Annotated in this window: 14 protein-coding genes, 2 tRNA genes and 2 pseudogenes; 9 read left to right on the top strand and 9 right to left on the bottom strand. The window is 57.1% G+C overall.

From position 1 onward, the window contains the following. Positions 1-384 precede the first annotated feature (384 nt). Together JTM80_RS11010 and JTM80_RS11005 are read left to right on the top strand one after the other, a co-directional pair. Positions 385-819 carry an RNA-binding protein gene (locus JTM80_RS11010; protein WP_172358060.1) on the top strand — a complete coding sequence of 145 codons (435 nt, stop codon included), beginning with the start codon at positions 385-387 and terminating at the stop codon, positions 817-819. A gap of 499 nt (positions 820-1,318) precedes the next feature. After that, a complete protein-coding gene (locus tag JTM80_RS11005) occupies positions 1,319-2,944 on the top strand; it encodes a S8 family serine peptidase (RefSeq protein WP_205371185.1) in 1,626 nt (541 codons plus the stop codon). 175 nt (positions 2,945-3,119) lie between these two features. Here the strand turns inward: JTM80_RS11005 and JTM80_RS11000 are convergent, their stop codons facing one another. After that, positions 3,120-3,458, bottom strand: coding sequence for a DUF4870 domain-containing protein (locus tag JTM80_RS11000; protein ID WP_172358061.1), 339 nt, complete (start codon positions 3,456-3,458; stop codon positions 3,120-3,122). 241 nt (positions 3,459-3,699) lie between these two features. On the opposite strand from JTM80_RS11000, the gene prfC reads away from it, so the two are divergent. Both prfC and JTM80_RS10990 read left to right on the top strand, forming a co-directional pair. Continuing rightward, complete coding sequence (prfC, locus tag JTM80_RS10995) at positions 3,700-5,328, top strand: peptide chain release factor 3 (RefSeq protein ID WP_205371184.1); 1,629 nt, start codon at positions 3,700-3,702, stop codon at positions 5,326-5,328. A 265-nt stretch (positions 5,329-5,593) separates the two neighbouring features. Further along, positions 5,594-7,885, top strand: a complete 2,292-nt coding sequence (locus tag JTM80_RS10990; RefSeq protein WP_205371182.1) for a M48 family metalloprotease — start codon at positions 5,594-5,596, stop codon at positions 7,883-7,885. A gap of 351 nt (positions 7,886-8,236) precedes the next feature. On the opposite strand, the gene JTM80_RS10985 is transcribed toward JTM80_RS10990, so the two are convergent. The 3 genes from JTM80_RS10985 to hemE all read right to left on the bottom strand — a co-directional run bounded on the left by JTM80_RS10985 (position 8,237) and on the right by hemE (position 11,841). Continuing rightward, positions 8,237-9,550, bottom strand: a complete 1,314-nt coding sequence (locus JTM80_RS10985) for an NF041680 family putative transposase (RefSeq protein ID WP_205369514.1) — start codon at positions 9,548-9,550, stop codon at positions 8,237-8,239. 108 nt (positions 9,551-9,658) lie between these two features. Further along, on the bottom strand, positions 9,659-10,702 hold the full coding sequence (locus JTM80_RS10980; RefSeq protein WP_172358064.1) for an NAD(P)-dependent oxidoreductase: 1,044 nt from the start codon (positions 10,700-10,702) through the stop codon (positions 9,659-9,661). A gap of 77 nt (positions 10,703-10,779) precedes the next feature. Continuing rightward, entirely contained in the window at positions 10,780-11,841 is a 1,062-nt protein-coding gene (gene hemE, locus JTM80_RS10975; protein WP_172358065.1) for a uroporphyrinogen decarboxylase, read from the bottom strand. 586 nt (positions 11,842-12,427) lie between these two features. Between hemE and JTM80_RS10970 the strand changes: the two are divergent. Beyond that, positions 12,428-13,740, top strand: a pseudogene (locus tag JTM80_RS10970) (NF041680 family putative transposase). Between the two features lie 97 nt (positions 13,741-13,837). Here JTM80_RS10970 and JTM80_RS10965 read toward each other — a convergent pair. The 3 genes and pseudogenes from JTM80_RS10965 to ureE all read right to left on the bottom strand — a co-directional run. Further along, positions 13,838-14,347 (bottom strand): hypothetical protein, encoded by a 510-nt coding sequence (locus JTM80_RS10965; RefSeq protein WP_205371180.1) that lies wholly within the window; start codon positions 14,345-14,347, stop codon positions 13,838-13,840. Positions 14,348-14,394: 47 nt separating this feature from the next. After that, positions 14,395-15,111 (bottom strand): urease accessory protein UreF, encoded by a 717-nt coding sequence (locus JTM80_RS10960; protein ID WP_172357839.1) that lies wholly within the window; start codon positions 15,109-15,111, stop codon positions 14,395-14,397. Between the two features lie 214 nt (positions 15,112-15,325). Continuing rightward, positions 15,326-15,820, bottom strand: a pseudogene (ureE, locus tag JTM80_RS23460) (urease accessory protein UreE); the annotation flags it as partial. 664 nt (positions 15,821-16,484) lie between these two features. On the opposite strand from ureE, the gene JTM80_RS10950 reads away from it, so the two are divergent. The 3 genes from JTM80_RS10950 to JTM80_RS10940 all read left to right on the top strand — a co-directional run bounded on the left by JTM80_RS10950 (position 16,485) and on the right by JTM80_RS10940 (position 18,101). Beyond that, complete coding sequence (locus tag JTM80_RS10950) at positions 16,485-17,747, top strand: aspartate aminotransferase family protein (protein ID WP_172357835.1); 1,263 nt, start codon at positions 16,485-16,487, stop codon at positions 17,745-17,747. 190 nt (positions 17,748-17,937) lie between these two features. Further along, positions 17,938-18,019 (top strand) — tRNA-Tyr (locus JTM80_RS10945). A gap of 10 nt (positions 18,020-18,029) precedes the next feature. Next, positions 18,030-18,101, top strand: a tRNA-Thr gene (locus JTM80_RS10940). Positions 18,102-18,281: 180 nt separating this feature from the next. Here the strand turns inward: JTM80_RS10940 and JTM80_RS10935 are convergent. Next, positions 18,282-18,479: a hypothetical protein gene (locus JTM80_RS10935; protein ID WP_172357833.1), complete on the bottom strand. Its 198-nt coding sequence runs from the start codon at positions 18,477-18,479 to the stop codon at positions 18,282-18,284. A 151-nt stretch (positions 18,480-18,630) separates the two neighbouring features. Next, the gene (locus JTM80_RS10930; protein ID WP_172357831.1) at positions 18,631-19,494 is read right to left on the bottom strand and encodes a transglutaminase family protein; all 864 of its coding nucleotides are present in this window, start codon (positions 19,492-19,494) and stop codon (positions 18,631-18,633) included. 281 nt (positions 19,495-19,775) lie between these two features. Here JTM80_RS10930 and JTM80_RS10925 point away from each other — a divergent pair, with 281 nt between their 5' ends. Next, entirely contained in the window at positions 19,776-21,122 is a 1,347-nt protein-coding gene (locus tag JTM80_RS10925; protein WP_172359023.1) for a GTP-binding protein, read from the top strand. Positions 21,123-21,142: the final 20 nt, after the last annotated feature.

Raw genomic sequence — 21,142 nt, 5'->3', positions numbered from 1 at the left:
CATTTCTCTCTACACCCCCAGCATGAAATCTATGTAATTGACATCTTCGGAGCCAGTCGCCGTGATACCTTAATGAAGGCGACGGTATCCTACGCCGCAGTTTTCAAAGCAGTTTTCAAAAGACTGACTCGATGAACTGATAACGTCCTACCTCTGAATGCAAATCCTGACGGCCTGACAGGTTTGTCCTCGACAGGTTTGTCGATATGCCGAAGGAACTTGCCTACTAAATACTCGCCTAAAGCGTTTCCATCAGACTTTAATAAACCACAGCCTGCTCTGGAAACTAGCCTGCTCTGGGGACATTGCCCGCATCACAGGCTTCTCATAGCAAGACTTCCAAGCTATTAGACTGAATTTCAACCTGGAGGAATATTCGACACTATGTCCATTCGTCTTTATGTAGGCAATTTGCCCAAAGAGCTAGAGCGGCAGGAATTAGCTGCCCTGTTTGCGGAATTTGATGAAACCTTGACCACCAAAATCATCACCGACCGCAAAACGGGGAAGTGCCGTGGCTTTGGGTTTGTCACGGTGAAAAGCGAAGAGCAGGCAGACCAGGTCATCGAAAAGTTTGACGGTTTTCTGTTTAAGGAAACCCCGCTGAAAATCGAACGCGCCCAGCCCCGCGAAAAGGGCAGTGAGGAAGGCGATGAGGCCGCTCCCGCCGCAAGCAACAGCAACCGCAAGAAGAACAACAGCAAGGCTAAGAAGGCGGCCGCAACGACCGAGCCAGAATCCGTACAGCCCGATCCTCGCTGGGCGCAGGAACTAGAGAAACTGAAGGAACTGCTGTCTACTCAAACGGCAAATTCCTAGGCACTGCTTTAAAATTTTCTAGGTCATTAGATTGCCCTGAGTCGATCCCCCTCCTTGAAAAGGGCGAACTCCGGAGTGGCTCGGCTCGGTTCCCCCCTTGCTAAGGGGGGCTAGGGGGGATCAAAGGGTCTTAAAGCACGCTCTAGCTCTGTAGATTGCGTTTGACGCACACGTTTGACGCACACGTTTTGAGGATCTTTTGAAAAGGGCGATCGGCGTGCGCTCGCGTGTATCTCACTTTTGTGACCCTCACCCTAAATCCCTCTCCCAAAGCGGGAGAGGGACTTCCAATCTGGCTCCCCTTCTCCCAAAGCGGGAGAAGGGGCTTGGGGGATGAGGGCAAATTTGCGTAACTGGGATGCGCCCGCGCCGATCGCCCTTGTTTGTTGCTGCTTTTCGCAGCCGCTTTTCGTAGCCGCTTTTAGTTGCCGTTGGCTGCGACAGACCTTAGGATGTAAGGCAAATCCACTTTTCAGGCTGTTGTTGGGAGAGCGATTTCATGGCGAAGCGGCGACTGGCAAGACGACTGCGATGGGTCATGGCGGGGCTGGCAACGTCGCTGCTGGGCACCCCGGCGATCGCCTACATTGCCTCTATGACCTCGATGGAAGCAGGCGGCATCGATGCGCGGCGGGTGCAGTCCGAACCCTACAACCTCATGGGCCGCAAAATCGCTATTGGTCAGGTAGAAATCGGTCGCCCAGCCCTGTTTGGCCTCGATAAAACCGCTGCCAATAACTTTGCGGTGCGGGTGCGCCAGGTGTTCTTTCGGGATGGGGTAGCTCGTCCCAACGATACCGTTGACCCCCACGCGGCCAGCGTCGCCAGCGTCATGGTGAGCAACGACAAGCTGGTGCAGGGCGTTGCGCCAGAGGCAAAGCTATACGCAGCCGCTGCGGGCTTCGAGCGGCGGGGCGGCCAGCCGCAGGAATGCCTCGCCTCCCAAACCGTGGCGCTGCAAAACGGCGATGACGTGCGGGCAATTAATTTCAGCTTCGGCGAGTCGCTGGCGCAGGACCCACGCCCCAATGCGCGGCTCGATGGCAACGCCCTGTTGACCCAGTGCATCGACTGGTCGGCCAATCAGCATAATGTGCTGTACGTGATCGCGGGCAACCAAGGCGAAGGCGGCATCCCCATCCCCACCGACAACTTCAACGGCATGATCGTGTCTAACTCGATCGCCGTCAATGGCGTGTATCGAAAGGTCAGCTTTTTTGACCTGGGGAGCGAGCCGCCGCCCATCTATGGCAGGGCCCGCGAACCGGAGACCAATGTCGGCCCGCGCCGCTCGGTCAGCCTGATGGCTCCTGGCACCAATATTCAAACCATCAACCCCGACGGCAGCCTCAGCAACCCTGCAACCGGAACCAGTTTCGCTGCCCCGCATGTTACGGCGATGGTGGCGCTGTTGCAGGAATATGGCGATCGCCAAATCCGCGAACAGCAGCCCAACTGGAGCCTGGATGCCCGCCGCCACGAGGTCATGAAAGCAGTAATGATGAACGCGGCAGATAAGATTCAAGACCGGGGCGACGGCCTGATGCTGGGCATGACCCGCACCGCCGTCAACAAGCAAAACCGCGACTGGCTCAGTTCCGATGCCTATACAGACGAAGCCAAACCCCTGGATGCCGACATGGGCACGGGGCATCTGCACGCCTATCGGTCGCTAATCCAGTTCGGTTCGGGTCAGTTTTCGCCCGATGCCCCTGTGCCGCCTGTTGGCTGGGATTATCGCACCGTTGGCACTGGACGAGACGCGCCCGCCTATCGAGACTATGTGCTGGAGCGGCCGCTGGTAGCAGGCAGCCACGTCGCCATCACTCTTGCCTGGAACCGCGTGGTGGAACTGAAGGACACCAACCGCAACGGGCTGTACGATATTGGCGAGACCTTTGAAGACAAGGGGCTGAATAACCTGGACGTGTATCTAATGCGGGCGGAGGATGAGCGGGAGGGCGATCGCATCTGGTCTTCCGTCAGCGCCGTAGACAGCGTGGAGCATATCTTCCACCCTGTTCCCGCAACGGGGCGCTACAAGATTCGCGTCGTGTACCGCGATCGCGTCAACACGCCCACCCAAGCCTACGCCCTGGCCTGGTGGACGGCTCCGGCAGAGTAGCGCTCGTCAAATCCCTAGTTTCTTCGACGCATCGGGAGCTTAAACTACAACTACTCCTGCAAGCACTCCTACAACCGCTATTCGCTATCGCTATTTGTACCGCTATTGGATAAAGGACCAGATGCAGGTCTCCACACTCGTCAGCCCCTATTGGTTAACGAGTTTACTACAACCCCTATTGGATAAAGTGCCAGATGCAGGGGTAGCGATAGGGGCGCTCCAGGTTGGTGGCAGCGTTCACCATTGCAATAATGGGCATGATTGTGCTGACAATTACCAATCCAATTAGCAGCGGAATGCCAATCAGCACGAAGCACAGCACCAGGAAAATCACGCCCCAGATCAGCACCGTCAGGTAAAAGTTGATGGCTTCTTTGGCATTGCCCTGCACGATGGGATCATCCGAAATCAGCAGCAAGACGATGGGCACTGCAACTGATACCAGCGAATAGCAAATCAACTGCGACCCGTGGCAGAGAACTGAATAGAGCTTGCGCTGTTCGAGGTCAGTCATGGGTATGAGGAGTTGAGTTAAGAATGTGAGGAGTTGAGTTAAGAATATGAGCCGGGAGTATGACTCAGGATTACGAGCCGGGAGTATGACTCAGGATTATGCGTCAGGAGTGTGAGTCAGGAATACTAGTGTCTTCACCAGACGGGGCGGCTTTTCCGGCGATCGCCCACGATTCGGGCTGGCTTGCTACGATAAAGGTTGCTTCCTGTATATGCTCTACTTGCTCTGAGTCTTTTCTGGCATGACCACCGACCTCCAAGCTGAAATTGCGATTGCGGTTGACCAACGGCGCAACTTTGCAATTATTTCCCACCCCGACGCGGGTAAAACCACGCTCACCGAAAAGCTGCTGCTGTATGGAGGCGCGATTCACGAAGCAGGTGCAGTCAAGGCCAAGCGGGCGCAGCGCCACGCCACCTCAGACTGGATGGAAATGGAGCAGCAGCGGGGCATCTCCATCACCTCCACGGTGCTGCAATTTGACTACAGCGGCTACACGATCAACCTGCTGGATACGCCCGGACACCAGGACTTTAGCGAAGACACCTACCGCACCCTGGCCGCCGCCGACAATGCGGTAATGCTGGAGGACGCTGCCAAGGGTCTGGAACCACAAACCCGCAAGCTGTTTGAAGTGTGCCGGATGCGAGGCATTCCCATCTTCACCTTTTTCAATAAGCTGGATCGGCCGGGGCGCGAGCCGCTGGAGCTAATGGACGAAATTGAGCAGGAGTTGGGGCTGCAAACCTATGCAGTGAACTGGCCCATCGGCATGGGCGATCGCTTCAAAGGGGTTTACGATCGCCGCAAACAGCAAATTCACCTGTTTGAGCGCACGGCCCACGGCAGCCGCGAGGCCAAAGATACTGTGGTGGATCTGGGCGATCCGCGCATCGAAGATCTGCTCGAAAAAGACCTGTATTACCAGTTCAAAGAAGAACTAGAACTGCTGGAGGCAGCGGGCACAGAGTTTGACCTGGCGCAGGTTCATGCGGGCAAGCTAACGCCTGTCTTTTTTGGCAGCGCCATGACCAACTTTGGTGTGGAGCTATTTTTGGAATCCTTCCTGGACTACGCGCTGAAGCCCGGTTCTCGCCGCAGCACCCAGGGCGACATCGACCCGACCTATCCCGAATTTTCTGGGTTTGTGTTCAAGCTGCAAGCCAACATGGACCCCAAGCACCGCGATCGCATCGCGTTTATCCGGGTCTGCTCCGGCAAGTTTGAAAAAGACATGGTGGTGAACCACGCCCGCACGGGCAAGACGGTGCGCCTGTCTCATCCGCAAAAACTGTTTGGGCAGGGGCGGCAGTCCCTCGATGAAGCCTATCCCGGCGACGTGATTGGTCTGAACAATCCGGGTATGTTTGCCATTGGCGACACGATTTACAACGGCAAAAAGCTGGAATACGAGGGCATTCCCTCCTTTTCGCCAGAACTGTTTGCCTATTTGCGAAACCCCAACCCCAGCAAGTTCAAGCAGTTTCAAAAGGGTGTCAACGAGCTGCGGGAAGAGGGCGCGGTGCAGATTATGTATTCCACGGACGAGTCGAAGCGGGAGCCGATTCTCGCCGCCGTGGGGCAACTCCAGTTTGAAGTGGTGCAGTTCCGCTTGCGAAATGAATACAACGTGGACAGCCTGCTCGATCCGCTGCCCTACAGCGTGGCCCGCTGGGTGGGTGGTGGCTGGGCAGCGCTGGAAAAGGCAGGTCGCCTGTTCAACACGGTGACGGTGAAGGATAGCTGGGGTCGTCCGGTGCTGCTGTTCAAAAACGAGTGGAACTGCCAACAGGTGGAAGGGGAGCATCCAGAACTGGATCTGCGGGCGATCGCCCCGGTTGCGTCGGGTCAGGAACCCGCAGCAGTGTGATTCAGGAACCCGCAGCGGTGTGATTTTAGCCTAATAACCGCGCGATCGCGTGTAATTTCCGTATTTTCTGGGAAGCCTAGAGGCAAGCTGCATTTTTCCAAGTTGCACTTTTCTCTGGGCCGGTTTGCGAATAGCCCCTATGCTTGGGTTAGGGACTGTGTAACTTTCTCTAACGCACGACTAGCGCAGCATTTTAACGAGCCTTAGCGCTTGACTCAGCCTTTGGGCTAGATGATCCTTTGAGCCACGCCAGCGAGGAGCGGATATGAGCGAGCGGTCAAAATTGCCTGTATCGTCCGGGTCCACGGGCGCGGCGGCGCGGGCGCTGCTGGATGCGGGGTTGGCAGCGCTGAAGCGGCAGGAATATGGCACGGCAATCGCCCATCTGGAGAGCCTGTTTCGCACGCCCGCCGAGCGCTCGGTGCAGCTTAAGGCGCGAATGGGGCTGGTGATGGCCTACGAAAAATCGGGCAATGTGCAGGAGGCGATCGCCCTCTGTCAAACCCTCAGCAACAGTTCCCATGTGCAGACCCGCCGCTGGGCCGCCAAAGCCCTGGCAGAGATTGCCCAGCGCCATCCAGAAGCCGCTGAACCTGCCGCTGCTTCGGCACAGTCTCTAGAAGCTCCTCCGGCTGCTGCCCGACCCGCGTCAGAAGATGACCTCGCGGCGGGGTTGACTCACGCTCCCGGCAGTCGCTCTCCCAGCCGCCCGTTGCGATCGCCCAGCCATCCCCCCGCTGCGTCGGCAAGCTCCCTGCCCAACGACACGGCGATCGCCCCCGTTCAAACAACGCCCATTGACTGGCGGCTGGCCGGCCGCGCCCAAAAGTGGTCGCCGCTGCCGATGGTGGATCGGGCGGGTCTTTGGGCGCTGGGCCTGGGAACGGCGATGGCCCTGTTCGCCTTGCTGCGGGGGCTACTGCTGGCGACGTTTTGGCTATTTAACCACACGATCGCCCGCATCACGTTTCCGGTTGACCTTCGGTATTACAGCATTTACCGCGATCCGGCGGCGCTAGTGCTGCTCGGTCTGTTGGGTCTGGCGATCGCCCTACCCTGGCTGATGACGCTGTTGCTGCGTCGAGCCTACCAGATGCAGCCGCTGGCAGTAGATACCCTGGAACAAGCCAGCCCCGAAGCCGCCCGCGTGCTAAAGCGAATCTTTGGCCAACAGCAGCGCCCCTTGCCCAAGCTGGAACTATTGCCCACAGACGCGCCGCTGCTGCTGACCTATGGATCGCTGCCTCGCCTGTCGCATTTGGTTCTCAGTCGTGGGCTGTTGGCGCAGCTTCGGGATGACGAGATTGCGGCGCTGGTGGCCGGGGAAATCGGGCATTTGCAGCACTGGACCGCAGGCGTGATGTCGCTGGTAACGTTGGTGGGGCTGCTGCCCTATCTGCTGTATCGGGTGCTGGGGCAGTGGGGCGATTCCCAGCGCAATGCCGGGCTACGCGCTCTGGCGATGGACGGTTCCCTGTTGGGCTACGGCCTTTTTTGGCTATGTCGGGCCGTGGGGCTGTGGTTTTCGCGGCGGCGACTGTTCTACAGCGATCGCACCTCCTCTAACCTGACGGGCAACCCCAACGCCCTCAGCCGCGCCCTGCTGAAATGTAGCCTGGGCCTGTCGCAGGCCGTGGCCCAGCAGCGCCAGACTAGCCCACTGCTAGAGAGCCTGGAACTGCTCATGCCCGTTGGGATCAAAACGTCACTCACGCTGGGCAGCCTCTACGCCCAGCACCCCAGCCCCGACCTGCTCCAGTGGGATTGCCAAAATCCCTACCGCCACTGGCTCTCGGTCAGCAATGCCCATCCCCCCTTGGGCGATCGCCTCCAGCACCTCAGCCGCTATGCCCAGCACTGGCGCTTGTTCCCCGAACTCGACCTGCCGCCCGCTGCCCCGCCTCGTCTGTCCTGGAAGGAACGTCGTCCTTTGCTGCTGCAAGCCTCGCCATACCTGGGGCTGGGCATTGGGCTGGCGATCGCGCTCTTCCTCTGGCTGGTCGGCGGAGTCGCCACTCAGTTCAACTGGCGCGGGCTGACCTGGATGTGGGGCAATCGCACGCTGCTGATGGGCTGCGGGCTGCTGGGCTTTAGCTTTGGCACGTTTGTCCGCATCAATTCCTTCTTCCGCGACATTCCCCGCACGGCTCCCACCGACCTGTCTCTGGTAGAACTGATGCAGCCCCCCGCTCCAATTCCCTTACCCGGACAACCGCTGCGCCTGCGGGGAACGCTGCTGGGTCAGCGCGGCATCTGCGCCCTGCCCAGCCAGGACTTGCTGCTCCAGTGCGAAACGGGGCTAATCCGGCTGCACCACACACACCGCTTCGGCCCGCTGGGCAGCCTCCTCGCAGCCGGTCGTCACCCCAGCGGCTTGATCGGCCGCCCCGTCACGGTTACAGGCTGGTTTCGCCGGGGCGCAACACCCTGGATCGATGTAGAAACGATTCAAACGACGCAGGGCGCAGTTTGCCGCAGCGAGCACCCCCTCTGGTCTACGCTCGTGGCGATCGCCGCTGCGCTCTGGGGCTTCCATGTCATCCTGACGGGCTTTTAGGATTTTGGGTTTTAGATTTTGGGTTTTAGATTTTGGGTTTTGGGTTTGCGATTTTAGAGCGCCTGTCTAGTGTCTGTGAGCTGCCAGGAATTTCATTGGTGGCGCTGTGTAAGAATGTCGGTTTTACCGCAGGGCATGGTCTAGAAGAGATCTACCCATAGTCACAGATTCGGCGCTTTTTTGAGCCGCTGTTCAACCTGTTGTGAAACTGTGAAACTATTGTGAATGCTACATCGCACTTTAGTTTGGACTAACTGGCATCACAATAATGCTCAACAGGATGCCATAAAGAATCTGCTCAACCGTTCATAACAGTTGAACTTAAGGAATTGGATACAATCCTGCTCGCAGTTAAGCTGCTGTTGCAACCGGACTGTTCAGGGATTGTTCGGATGTCTTGCGTTTCGAGGCTCGTTTTTTGACCATCGGATAGCAGGGACGAGGAGTTGGCTTGTGCCCCTTGCCTCGTCCTGGCGATTTACCACGAGGTTTAGGCGCAGGAGCAGGGGTGCCAATCGCTGCCAAAATGCCTGCAAACGCTTGTGCGACCCGACCCGGAGTCAACGTTTCTTGCGGTGCCTGCCAGGGCAAGGGGTGGTCAGTACAGTCCTTTCGCGCTAACCACAACTGCCAACTGAGCAACGGCATCAGGCTGCTCCACTGTTCGGTTGCCGATACAGAACTGAACTGGGGATGTGTCCAATATAGCCTCTGCTTGGCAAAGCGATACCAGTGTTCAATGGCAAAGCGACGGAGGTAGTGCAACCACAGGGTTTCTAACGGAGGCATCTGCTCACCCAGCCAAACTAACCACAAAGGAGCCAAGCGTCGCGTGCTGCTCTGTGTCTCCAGCACCTCCACGCGCAACACTTCCATTGCCCGTTTAGGGGATTTGCGGAAATGGTATGCACTCCAACGACTGACCCGCACTCGTCCCCAGTTGGGATCATCGACTTCAACGGTTTCGACCGGGACACTCCAAGTGTCAGGGTCATTGAGTTTCATCTTATGTCCATGCTTGGCAGGTGCGCCTCGCCCTCGATACGCTGGGGGCGCGCCATAGACACATCGATTGGATGTAACCCGCAGCAGCAAGTCTGCCTCAATCCCTGCCGTTTGGTTGACAAAACTGGCATTGCCGTACCCTCGGTCGTAGATCGCCAACGGACGCACCGCTAACTGCCGAGTCACTTGTTTGAGTTGGAATGCCGCTTTACTGGCGGGTGTTTCAAAGCTGGTGATGCGCTCATGCCGCAATGGTAATGCCCAACTGCCCCTGTCTTCAGCAATCCAGGCTAAGGTACTGTAGTTTTGTCCGGCTATCGGGGCATGTCCTGTTCTGCCTGATAAGGTGCGGTCTTTCAAACGCCTGGCAGCAGGACGGTTCCACCGACTCGCATCACCTGCCAACAACGGTTGCTGCTGAGTCGGTATCTGCTGCACCAACAGCTTCAGCACCTTTGATCGGGGTAGGCGGCTATCGCGCAACGCTTCATAGGGGCTCGACCACTGGCGACGAAAGACAGGACTCTGCGATAGCCTCACAAACGACACGATGCACGCACTCACTAACACGGCATCCATCAGATCAAACAGGGCATCTCTGGCGTTTCCCAAGCTGGCATACAACGTTTGGCGAAATTGCTGAAGTTCGTTGAAAATCATGGGGTCAATGTTGGTTGTACTTCATTGACCTTACGGCAGTCGGTGCTTCTCATTGACTGCCTTCCTCTTCACCATTAGTCCAAACTAAAGATCGCAGAACGAGTGCCCTTATTCTGCACTGCCGGATTCTGCCTTGACCAGCGGGGCGGGGGCGATCGCCACTGGAGGCACGCGGGAACCAGGCACACCGCTGGCGGCCAGCAGTTCGGCCACCGTGGCGCAGCGCATGGGCAGCCCATAGGTGCTGGGGTTGACGAAGTGCTGATAGGTGAAGTGGCGATAGCCTAGACAGAAGCGATCCCAGGCGGCCATCTGGATGCGGAAGAGGACAATGAGGAGATCGATCAGCCGACGAGTCAGCGGAATGCGGAAATAGATGCGCTTACCCAGGTAGGCGCTCATGTCGGCGATCGCCCGGTTCACCGTGATTGGTTCACTGCCCAGCACCAGTTCGCGCCAATTCGCGAAGCAATCCGTCCCAGAATCGCCCAGTTCTGGCGGGTGTTCTACGAGATGGGCGACAACTTGGGCAATATCCTGTGCGTGGATAAAGTGAAAACTGCCGTCGAGCTTGAGGAAGCGCAGCAGCCCGATCCATTTTGTGACCTCGGTAATGCCGCCTGAGAGGTGCGAGTAGGGCTTGGTGTCATCGCCACCAAAGACCAGTGTGGGGAAAACGGTGGTAATTTGGGGGGCGATCGCCAGCTTAGATAGCCGCTGATGGCAGGCGTATTTGGCGCGGATATAGTCGGTGCCGATTTCGCCCGCCTGCTTGAGCGGCTTGCCCTCGCGATCCAAAATGCTGGCAGTGGAAAAATAGATGACCTGTTCACACACATCCGGGTCAAGCAGGTTCATCAGCCGGACGGTTTTAATCACGTTTACGTCAAACACGTCCTGTGCCCCGCCCCATACGGCAGCGGTGAGGATTGCTACATTGATGGTTTTAAGCAGCTTATTTTGCTGCTCGATCTGGCGCATATCGCCTACGATGAGGTGGATTCCCGGCCGCGTGTCTACACTCAGCCGAAACTTCTGCGGGTTTCGCACCAGTAGAAACAGTTCGTGCTGCGTCTGATGAATCAGCGCGTCAGCAATGTAGTGCCCAACGCAGCCGCTTGCGCCCGTAAGGAGGATTCGCTTCGGAGTCATGTGTGGGGGTGGCGGAGTGAAGAAACGAAGTAAAAACCTGGGCACGATGTACCCAGGCGTTCACTCTACAAAGGCCGCTAGGCGATCGCCAGCAGTTTGTCGGCCTGCTTGGCGGTTTCAAAGAAGAAAGCGGCGTTTTCTTCGGGCGTGCCCGGAAGGATGCCGTGGCCCAGATTGAGAATATGCCCCTGATTTCCGGCTTTGCGGATGGTGTCGAGAATGCGATCGCGGATGAAGGCTTGCGACCCAAACAGCGCGCACGGGTCAATATTGCCCTGCACCCCTACGGCCGGCCCTAAGCGGCGACGCGCTTCGGCCATGTCTACCGTCCAATCTACGCTGACGATATCCACGCCCGATTGTGCCATGCGCTCCAGCAATCCGGCGCTGCCGTTGATATAGAGAATCATCGGCGTGTCGGGATATTTGGCCTTCACCTGGCGCACAACCTGCTGCTGGTAGGGCAGGGCAAACTGGTCATAGTCTTGCGGGCTAAGGTGACCCGCCCAAGAGTCAAACATCTGTACCACCTGTGCGCCGTTTTCGATTTGATAGCAGACGTAGGTGGCGATCGCATCTGCCAGCTTGCTCAAGAACTGATGCAGAATCGCAGGCTCCGTAAACGCCATGCTCTTGATAATGGTGTAATCCTTCGAGCCTTTGCCTTCGATGGAATAGGCCGCCAGCGTCCAGGGAGCGCCGACGAAGCCCAGCACTGCCGCTTCGTTGCCCACTTCCTGCCGCAGCGTCCGCAGAATCTTGCCGACGAAGCTGAGATGCTGTTCGGGGTCGAGTTCATGAAGTGCATCGACTTGCGCCTGGGTGCGAATGGGCGGATCGATGATGGGGCCACGGCTTTCGATGATGTCGAAGGGAATACCAATTCCTGGCAGCGGCGTGAGAATATCGGAAAACAGAATCACCCCATCGGGACGAAAGGCTCGCCAGGGCTGGAGCGAAATTTCTACCGCCAGGTCAACCGTTTCCGAGCGCTCACGGAAGGAGGGGTATTTGTCGCGCAAATCCCGATAAATCTTCATGTAGCGCCCGGCCTGGCGCATCATCCACACGGGCGGGCGGTCTAACACCTCTCCACGCGCAGCCCGAAGCAAGTATGGCACTTGGGTTGATCCTGTCATTGAAACGTCTCTCTTTTAAAGGGGTTAGGGATTAGGGTTTGGGGACTAGCGCTGTCGCTCCGCATGGCTGGCGCGAGGGTAAGAAGACCAGGCAAATGGCGAGGTTAGCTGTAAGAAATGAGCCTGGAATATATGAGCCTGGATGAACGCGCTCTGGTTGACTCGATTCACTCGACAAGTGAACTGGCCAGAGCGTCTTTTCGTCAAGCACAAACTCCGGCAGGTCAGTCACACACAACTGAGCGGTAACGTCTGATTATACGCGATCGCGCACCCCAAAAATCCCTTTTCCACGCCGCACAAAGCAAAGCAAATCTAGCCTTAGGAAGGGCGTTTCAGAGAAAATTTGAACGCATGGTTTGATGCGAATCTGCTCCAAAATTCGCAAAAATTAATGATGAACCCTCAGGACGATAGTGTCCAAAACGCAGGGCAAATGTCCAGTTTTGCGTTAGAAGGCGATCGCCCTTTGAATTGCTCCTCAAATTTTCCTTTGCTTTAGTTTGGACTAATGGTGAAGAGGAAGGCAGTCAATGAGAAGCACCGACTGCCGTAAGGTCAATGAAGTACAACCAACATTGACCCCATGATTTTCAACGAACTTCAGCAATTTCGCCAAACGTTGTATGCCAGCTTGGGAAACGCCAGAGATGCCCTGTTTGATCTGATGGATGCCGTGTTAGTGAGTGCGTGCATCGTGTCGTTTGTGAGGCTATCGCAGAGTCCTGTCTTTCGTCGCCAGTGGTCGAGCCCCTATGAAGCGTTGCGCGATAGCCGCCTACCCCGATCAAAGGTGCTGAAGCTGTTGGTGCAGCAGATACCGACTCAGCAGCAACCGTTGTTGGCAGGTGATGCGAGTCGGTGGAACCGTCCTGCTGCCAGGCGTTTGAAAGACCGCACCTTATCAGGCAGAACAGGACATGCCCCGATAGCCGGACAAAACTACAGTACCTTAGCCTGGATTGCTGAAGACAGGGGCAGTTGGGCATTACCATTGCGGCATGAGCGCATCACCAGCTTTGAAACACCCGCCAGTAAAGCGGCATTCCAACTCAAACAAGTGACTCGGCAGTTAGCGGTGCGTCCGTTGGCGATCTACGACCGAGGGTACGGCAATGCCAGTTTTGTCAACCAAACGGCAGGGATTGAGGCAGACTTGCTGCTGCGGGTTACATCCAATCGATGTGTCTATGGCGCGCCCCCAGCGTATCGAGGGCGAGGCGCACCTGCCAAGCATGGACATAAGATGAAACTCAATGACCCTGACACTTGGAGTGTCCCGGTCGAAACCGTTGAAGTCGATGATCCCAACTGGGGACGAGTGCGGGTCAGTCGTTGGAGTGCATACCATTTCCGCAAATCCCCAAACGGGCAATGGAAGTGTTGCGCGTGGAGGTGCTGGAGACACAGAGCAGCACGCGACGCTTGGCTCCTTTGTGGTTAGTTTGGCTGGGTGAGCAGATGCCTCCGTTAGAAACCCTGTGGTTGCACTACCTCCGTCGCTTTGCCATTGAACACTGGTATCGCTTTGCCAAGCAGAGGCTATATTGGACACATCCCCAGTTCAGTTCTGTATCGGCAACCGAACAGTGGAGCAGCCTGATGCCGTTGCTCAGTTGGCAGTTGTGGTTAGCGCGAAAGGACTGTACTGACCACCCCTTGCCCTGGCAGGCACCGCAAGAAACGTTGACTCCGGGTCGGGTCGCACAAGCGTTTGCAGGCATTTTGGCAGCGATTGGCACCCCTGCTCCTGCGCCTAAACCTCGTGGTAAATCGCCAGGACGAGGCAAGGGGCACAAGCCAACTCCTCGTCCCTGCTATCCGATGGTCAAAAAACGAGCCTCGAAACGCAAGACATCCGAACAATCCCTGAACAGTCCGGTTGCAACAGCAGCTTAACTGCGAGCAGGATTGTATCCAATTCCTTAAGTTCAACTGTTATGAACGGTTGAGCAGATTCTTTATGGCATCCTGTTGAGCATTATTGTGATGCCAGTTAGTCCAAACTAAAGTTTTCCAGATCGCGCCATTCATCGGGGAAAGGGGCATTACTTTTGTGGCTACCGGGAATGCAAGCAAAACCGCCCTCGCCGGGGCGCACGTCCCGCAGTTCATAGGCGACGGCCGTCAGCCCGTTATACATCCGCCCATTGTGAACGTGGTAATACTGACAGGGGTCGTAGGGCGTGCCGCCGCCGTGGAGCCGCGTGCCGATGGGGCCGCTGCCCTGGCGGATGACGTGCGCGTAGTCGTGATCCAGCCGAAAGCCCTCGCCCAGCAGCGTTTTCAAATACGGCATCAGGGGCGGCGGGTCGATTAGGGCTTGAAACGGCGGCCCCCAGGGCAGCAGCCCGTCCCAGCGAAACCAGGTGCGGTCAGGATCATTGACAACCGCAATTTGGCGATCGAGTTCGGCATTGAGCGCGTCTAGTTGCGCCGCCGTCAGCACGTTTTCCACCACCAGATAACCCTGCAAATCAAACAAGTACCATTCCTGCTCGTTCAAAGCCGTCTCCTGCTCAGGAAATTCAAGAATTAAGGAAAAATTGGGAATTAGCTGCGGAATAGCCGTGTGTAAAGCGTTTCGTGGGCCATGCAGGCGATCGCCTGTCCCCAACTGCACGCCCCAAAGTCGTCTTCGGGTAAGACGAGCGCTGCATCGGTTGTGCGGGCGATCGCCGGAGCAAGGCTCAGCAGCAGCCGTTGCCCCGCCGTTTGCCCCAGCGGAATCAGCTTCACGCCTGCGTTGACCAAATTGCTGGCCCAACTGTGCAAATAGCCAAGGATGGCAGCCCGCGAGTCGATCTGCCAGTGGGCGGCGGCGATCGCATACACCACGGCAAAATTCACCGCAAAATTTTCGGCTGCGTTGCTGGTTTCCCCGCAGGCTTCCAAGAGCGGGGCAACGCTGGGGTCGAGATCGAGCAGCAGCCGATAGAGCGATCGCCCCATTTGCCAGCTTTGTAGCCGCAGTTCCTCTGCCTCGCGTAGCGCCGACAGCCATTGGTTCCAGTATCCTAAAGCAGGAAAACTGGGGGCGATCGCCGCTTCGTAGACCCGCGCCATCACCGCCGCCTCCAGCCGCATCGCTCCAGCCGCCAACTCTTGCTCAATCCAGTGCTGCAAGCTGGCTACATCCGACAATTGCCCCTGTGCTACCAGCGTCTCTAGCCCTTCGGAGTAGCTGTAAGCCCCCACAGGCAGCGCCGGACTCGCCAACTGCAATAGCCGCAGCAGACGCTCGCCACCCAACGCCGCTTCACACGCCATGAGAAGACTCCTGCGAACGCTTACTTGCAGGTTCATAGGAATGCTGAAAAGAACCTGCTTGAGAATTCGTTTCAGAATGCTGATCTAAAGGCTCAGAGTAGTAAATGTCCTCATCAGACTGGTCGCGTCCAGGATCATGGTCGTGGTCATGAGCGGGAGAATAGCGATGCGAATGGCGATGCGAATGGTAGCGCAAATCTTGATTTGAATGGTGGTGCGAATTGTGGTGCGAATGTCCCAGTTCCTGACCACCGAACCCCGACCCTTCATAGGCCCCCGTCTCTGGCTGAAAGGGACGCTCCTCCAGTTTCAGATGCAACCCCATTTTTCCCACCATATCTTGCAAAACGGAGTCGGGAGAAAAGCGCAGATAGGTTTCTGCGACCTCCAGCGGCACATGGCGATTGCCTAGATGATAGGCGGCTCGCAGCAGCGCCAGCGGCGTGTGGGCGGTGACGGTGACGACGGGTTCCGGTCGGGCCACCACGCGCACCCGCTCGCCCGAAGCCGCCAGCAGCACGTCCCCATCCCGCAGCACGGTTCCCCTGGGCAATTGCAGCGAGCAGGGCACGCCCTCCAAGGATTCAAAATAGTGGCGCGATCGCACTCGTTCCTCCGCCGTCAACAGCAGCGTCAACTCAGGAAACACTTCGGCAGGCAATTCGGCGCAATCGCCCGGAGCAGGGAGCCGTTGGGTGAGGACAAGCATGGCAGTAGCAATGGTCTGAGTTTTGGGTTCGCGTTCTGAGAGATTCCCCAGGGATTAGTCACGGCTTTGCGATCATCCTCAGGGTCTAAAAAGCGCTATGGAAGTAGATTACACCCGAATCAGGAGTCATCCACAGTGCTATGCAGGCTAATATCGGCTAGTGCAGCGCCAACCCTGGTCACGCCAGCGAAAACCACCGGGTCGAGCGCCAAACCGGTCAACCCTCACAACCCCAGCCCTCGTCAGGGCGTTAGTCTTGCCCTCATCGGTCGCTAAATATTGGCATTTCATAACCAGAAAGCGATTGCCTCACCCGATCAGGCATAGCCCCCAGCCAAAAAACTACCCTAAGATGGGGCTTAGAGCTAATTTGTAAAGGAGCCTGAAAGCCTTGTTAATCAAGGATTTCCGAGAAACCGCTTTTCCTGGGCAAGCATGACCTCAAAGCCACACATGCCAAGAGTTTCAGGCTTCTTAAGATTTGCTTCATAAATTAGCTCTTAAACTAATGATTCGATATTTAATTGAGAATCGTCCCATCGTTCGATGATTATTTGATGCAGCCTCTAACCCTATACAACCTGTATTCAGGGGCGCTGCGGAGTCACCTCATTTAGAGTCACTTCTTTAGAGTCAGCCACTTCACATCATCAAGGAGCCGCTTGTGAGTCTAGAAACCCTTGTCTCGCCGCCGATTGCCGCTGCAAGTCCCTACTCCCCCACCGAGTTCGATGCCTATGTCATCAATAGCTATGCTCGTTTTCCCATCGTGCTGGAGCGAGGCGCAGGTTGCCGCGTGTGGGACAGCGAAGGACGCGATTATCTGGACTTTGTGGCGGGCATTGCCACCTGCACACTGGGCCATGCCCACCCGGCTATGGTGAACGCAGTCAATCGCCAGATTCAAAAGCTGCACCACGTTTCCAACCTGTTCTACATCCCAGAGCAGGGCGACTTGGCAAAATGGCTGGTCGAGCATTCCTGCGCCGATCGCGTATTTTTCTGCAACTCTGGCGCAGAGGCGAACGAAGGCGCAATTAAACTGGCGCGGAAGTATGCCCATACCGTGCGCGGCATCGCCAACCCGATCGTGCTGACGGCTCATGCCAGCTTCCACGGGCGCACTCTGGCCACTATCACTGCCACTGGTCAGCCGAAGTATCAGAAGAACTTTGACCCGCTGATGCCGGGGTTTCACTACGTTCCCTACAACGATATTGCAGCCCTAGAAGCGGCGATCGCCCAACTGGATGCCGACCAACCCCAAGTGGCGGCCATTATGCTGGAGGCGCTCCAGGGCGAAGGTGGCGTGCGGCCGGGCGATCGCGCTTATTTTCAGCGGATTCGCGAAATCTGCGATGAAAAAGGGATTCTGCTCATTCTGGACGAAGTGCAGGTCGGCATGGGCCGCAGCGGGCAACTGTGGGGCTATGAGAACCTGGGCATCGAACCCGACATTTTCACCTCGGCTAAAGGACTGGGCGGCGGCATCCCCATTGGCGCGATGCTCTGCAAGTCGTTTTGCGACATCTTTCAACCGGGTGATCACGCCAGCACCTTTGGTGGCAACCCCTTTGCCTGTGGCGTGGCGCTAACAGTGTGCGAAACTTTGGAGCGCGACAACTTGTTGCAAAACGTGCAGGAGCGGGGCGAACAACTGCGGGAGGGGCTGCGGGCGATCGCCCAGCAATATCCAGCACTCGTCGCAGAAGTGCGCGGCTGGGGCCTGATCAACGGTCTGGTGCTGAAGGAAGAAACTGCTACCGTGTCGGCGGATATCGTAAAAGCGGCGATCGCCCAAGGGCTGCTGCTCGTTCCCGCTGGCCCGAAGGTGGTGCGCTTTGTGCCACCGCTGATCGTCACCGCTGCGGAAATTGAGCAAGCCCTCGGACGGCTGAATCAGTCCCTGAGCAACTTGTCTCTTTAGGGCTGAGGCGTTGGTTTTAGGCAACCAGTCCACCTTGCTTCGGGTCAATTTTCGGGTCAATACCGCCCAACCCGAAGCAAGGTCGCAGATGCCCTGAAACTTTTCTGGGAAATCTTTTGAGAAATTTGTGTGAGAAATTTGTGGAAGAGTCCCCTCTACCCGTGCTACGATTATCAATCGTGGGATGGACGGGTCGGTGCCCGAGTGGTTAATGGGGGCGGACTGTAAATCCGCTGGCTACGCCTACGCTGGTTCGAATCCAGCCCGGCCCATCCCCCGATTGCCCGTGTAGCTCAGTGGTAGAGCACACCCTTGGTAAGGGTGAGGTCATGAGTTCAATCCTCATCACGGGCTTAGCCTAAAAGCCTTATGTATCAAGCCTCTAACGCTTCCTGTTAGGGGCTTTCTTGTTGGTACGAATTACCAACCTGGGACAGCTAGGGACAGGTTTTTCCCATCCTCCCCCTAAAATTGGTTATCGATTTGGTATGGCGGTTTTGGGTTTTTATGCGATCGCGGCTGCGGTGGAGGCTTTTAACGGAATGCTGCGCTTGCGGTGGAGCCATTCAGGAAAACGGTAAACTGCTCAACACGCTTCGCTTGTCCTGTTTTTAACCACCACAACACCTGCACTTTACGGCGCTGAGATGCCCGTTGCTGTTGTTCCAAGACGGCTTTTAGTTCTTCTGCTGTTTCAGCGATATCGATATCGATTTTAAGGACTCCACTCATAGCGGCTAGCTTTGGCATCTTCTTATATGCAGCAGATCTTTGGAGATTTGATATTATATGAAACCTCCACGTAACGTTCCCAAACACGTTTCCCAGACACGTTTCCTAGACAAGCTTCCCAGACACGCTTCCCAGACAATTCCTCGCTGGCTCACTCCTGAGCCTCAATTTCTAGCGTGGTATGGAGTTCTGAGCTTGCGCCGATGCCTGTTTTGAGTGTGCCGCTGAGGGGGGCTGCATCCCGGTAGCTGGAGCTGGCCACTAGGGCAATGTAGCGATCGCCCACTGCCAGATTCTGTGTTGGGTCATAGCCACGCCAGCCTGCGCCAGGGAGGTACACCTCTGCCCAGGCGTGCAGTTCGGGATCGTTACCTGCGTCGGCTTCCTGATAGCCGCTAACGAACCGCGCCGCCAGCCCCACAGCCCGACACACTTCCGTAAATAGCACCGTCAGGTCGCGGCAAGACCCCGCCTCCTTGCCCCAGGTGACGCTCGGCGGAAATGGCTCGCCTGTCTCGCGAATGATATGGCGACAGTTGGCATGAATTTGCTGGTTCAACTGCCAAAGAAAGGTAACGGGGTTTCCGTCCGTTTGCAGCCACAGGTCGTTGGCCAACTGGAGGGCAATCGGGTCAAGGGCGGGCAGTCCAGCCGCCGAGGTAGCCAGATAGGGCTGAAGTTGTCGATACAGCGAAATGGGATAATCGATGGGCAGGCGGCTGGCCCAGGGTTCCAGCAAAAAGTCAAAGGGATTGGTGCGAAAGGTTTCCACCTCCGAAATCGTCGTCAGCTGAAACTGCTCCAGCGGTTCATCGCCAAACGTCAGCTTGAGGACGCTATTTCCCTCCAAATCCAGGTTCTCGGCTACGCGCTCTGGCACCGGCTCTACCGTCAGCGAAAAGTTGTGCAAGATCTGCGTCACATCGCTGCGCGGCCGCAGCCGAACCCAATGCGGGGCAAGCGTCACCGGGCGATCGTATCGATAAGTTGTCGTGTGGCGAATCCAATAGCGCATGGCGGCGAGCGAGGAGTTAGGACTGGCAGAATGCCGTTATCGAAGCCTGGATGATTGGGACATTGCTGTGACTTTGATGACGCTTTGGCTGTGGGTTCGGCTGGATTTTTCCAGATTGGTCGGGGGGATACGGCAATTTCGCCTCCAAGGCTCCCGATCTCCGATCGTAGCGATGGGCAGAATCGTCCAAAATATAACTGAAGAATTTCTTTTCTGCTGTGACTCAGTTTCCGCCTCGCGACTCATCTACTGCGCCGCCCTCTGGCTTGATTCCCCTGGGAATGCAAGATACACATTTTCAGCGGGCGCGGGCCAGCCTGCGACAAGCCATCGGACGCTATACCCAAAAGGCGCGATCGCCCCGACGAGGCGCAGGAGATGTGGAGCTTCAGGCCTCCCTCAAAACCGATTTGAACCAGCTTTCAGCCGCGCTGGACAAGCTGAATTGCAGCCTGCTGAGGATTGCAGTGTTTGGTCTGGTGAGCCGGGGCAAATCGGCGGTGATTAACGGACTCATCGGGCAAAAGCTATTGCCGACCGGGCCGATCAACGGCGTGACCCAGTATCCCCGCTCGGTCTATTGGGCGCTGCCGGAGAGCGACCTGCGGGTGGAACTTATCGACACGCCAGGGCTGGATGAAGTGGGCGGGCAGACGCGGGCTGAGATGGCGCGGGACGTGGCTAATCAGGCCGACCTAATTTTGTTTGTCATTGCAGGCGATATTACACGCACAGAATATCAAGCATTGGCAGAACTGCAAGCGGCCCACAAGCCCATGCTGCTGGTGTTTAACAAGGCAGATTTGTATCCTGACCAAGATCGGGACGCGATTTACCAGAAGCTGAGAATTCTGTTTGCAGAAGGGGGCGATCGCGGTCGTCCGTTTCTCATGCCGGAGGACGTGGTGCGTGTGTCGGCGGAGCCTGCGCCCGTGCAGGTGCGAGTGGAGTGGCCCGACGGCAGCGTGACGCACGAATGGGAGTCGCCACCGCCGCAAGTGGAGGAGCTGCGGGCGCTGCTGGTGGACATTATCCAAAAGGAAGGCAAGTCGCTGCTGGCGCTAAATGCGCTGCGGCAGGCGCGAGAAACGGAGCAGGGCATCGCCCGCAAAGCCCTGAAGCTAAACCAGGAGCAGGCGGAGGAGTTGATCTGGAAATTTGCCAAGTGGAAGGCGATCGCCATCGGCGTGAACCCCATTGCGATTCTTGATCTCGCGGGCGGGGCTGTGACCGATCTGGTGATGATCCGCAATCTGGCAAAGCTCTACGGCCTACCCATGACCAGCTTTGAGGCGGGCAAACTGCTCCAGGCGATTTTGTGGAGTTCGGGCAGTCTGCTGCTGGGTGAAGTGGGCAGCGGCTTGCTCTTGGGGGCGGGCAAGAGTGCGTCGGCGGTGGGCGCGATGTTCGACAGCGTCGGGGGTCTAATGGCCTACGGCAGTGCGGCGGTGGCTCAGGGGGCGATCGCCGGATACGGTTCCTACCGCGTAGGCAAGGCTGCCCAGGCCTACCTGGAACGCGGCTGTACTTGGGGGCCGGACGGGCCCAACACGGTAATTCAGGACATCCTCAGCCAAGTAGACGAAGATACAGTCATGTACCGACTCCAGCGGGAATTGGGCGGATAGCAAAAAACTAGGAAAAAAGT

Source organism: Thermoleptolyngbya sp. PKUAC-SCTB121 (assembly GCF_016919485.1).
Taxonomy (GTDB): Bacteria; Cyanobacteriota; Cyanobacteriia; order Elainellales; family Elainellaceae; genus Thermoleptolyngbya; species Thermoleptolyngbya sichuanensis.
The sequence above is the reverse complement of the archived record's forward strand: the minus strand, read 5'-3'. Positions and strand labels throughout refer to the sequence as shown.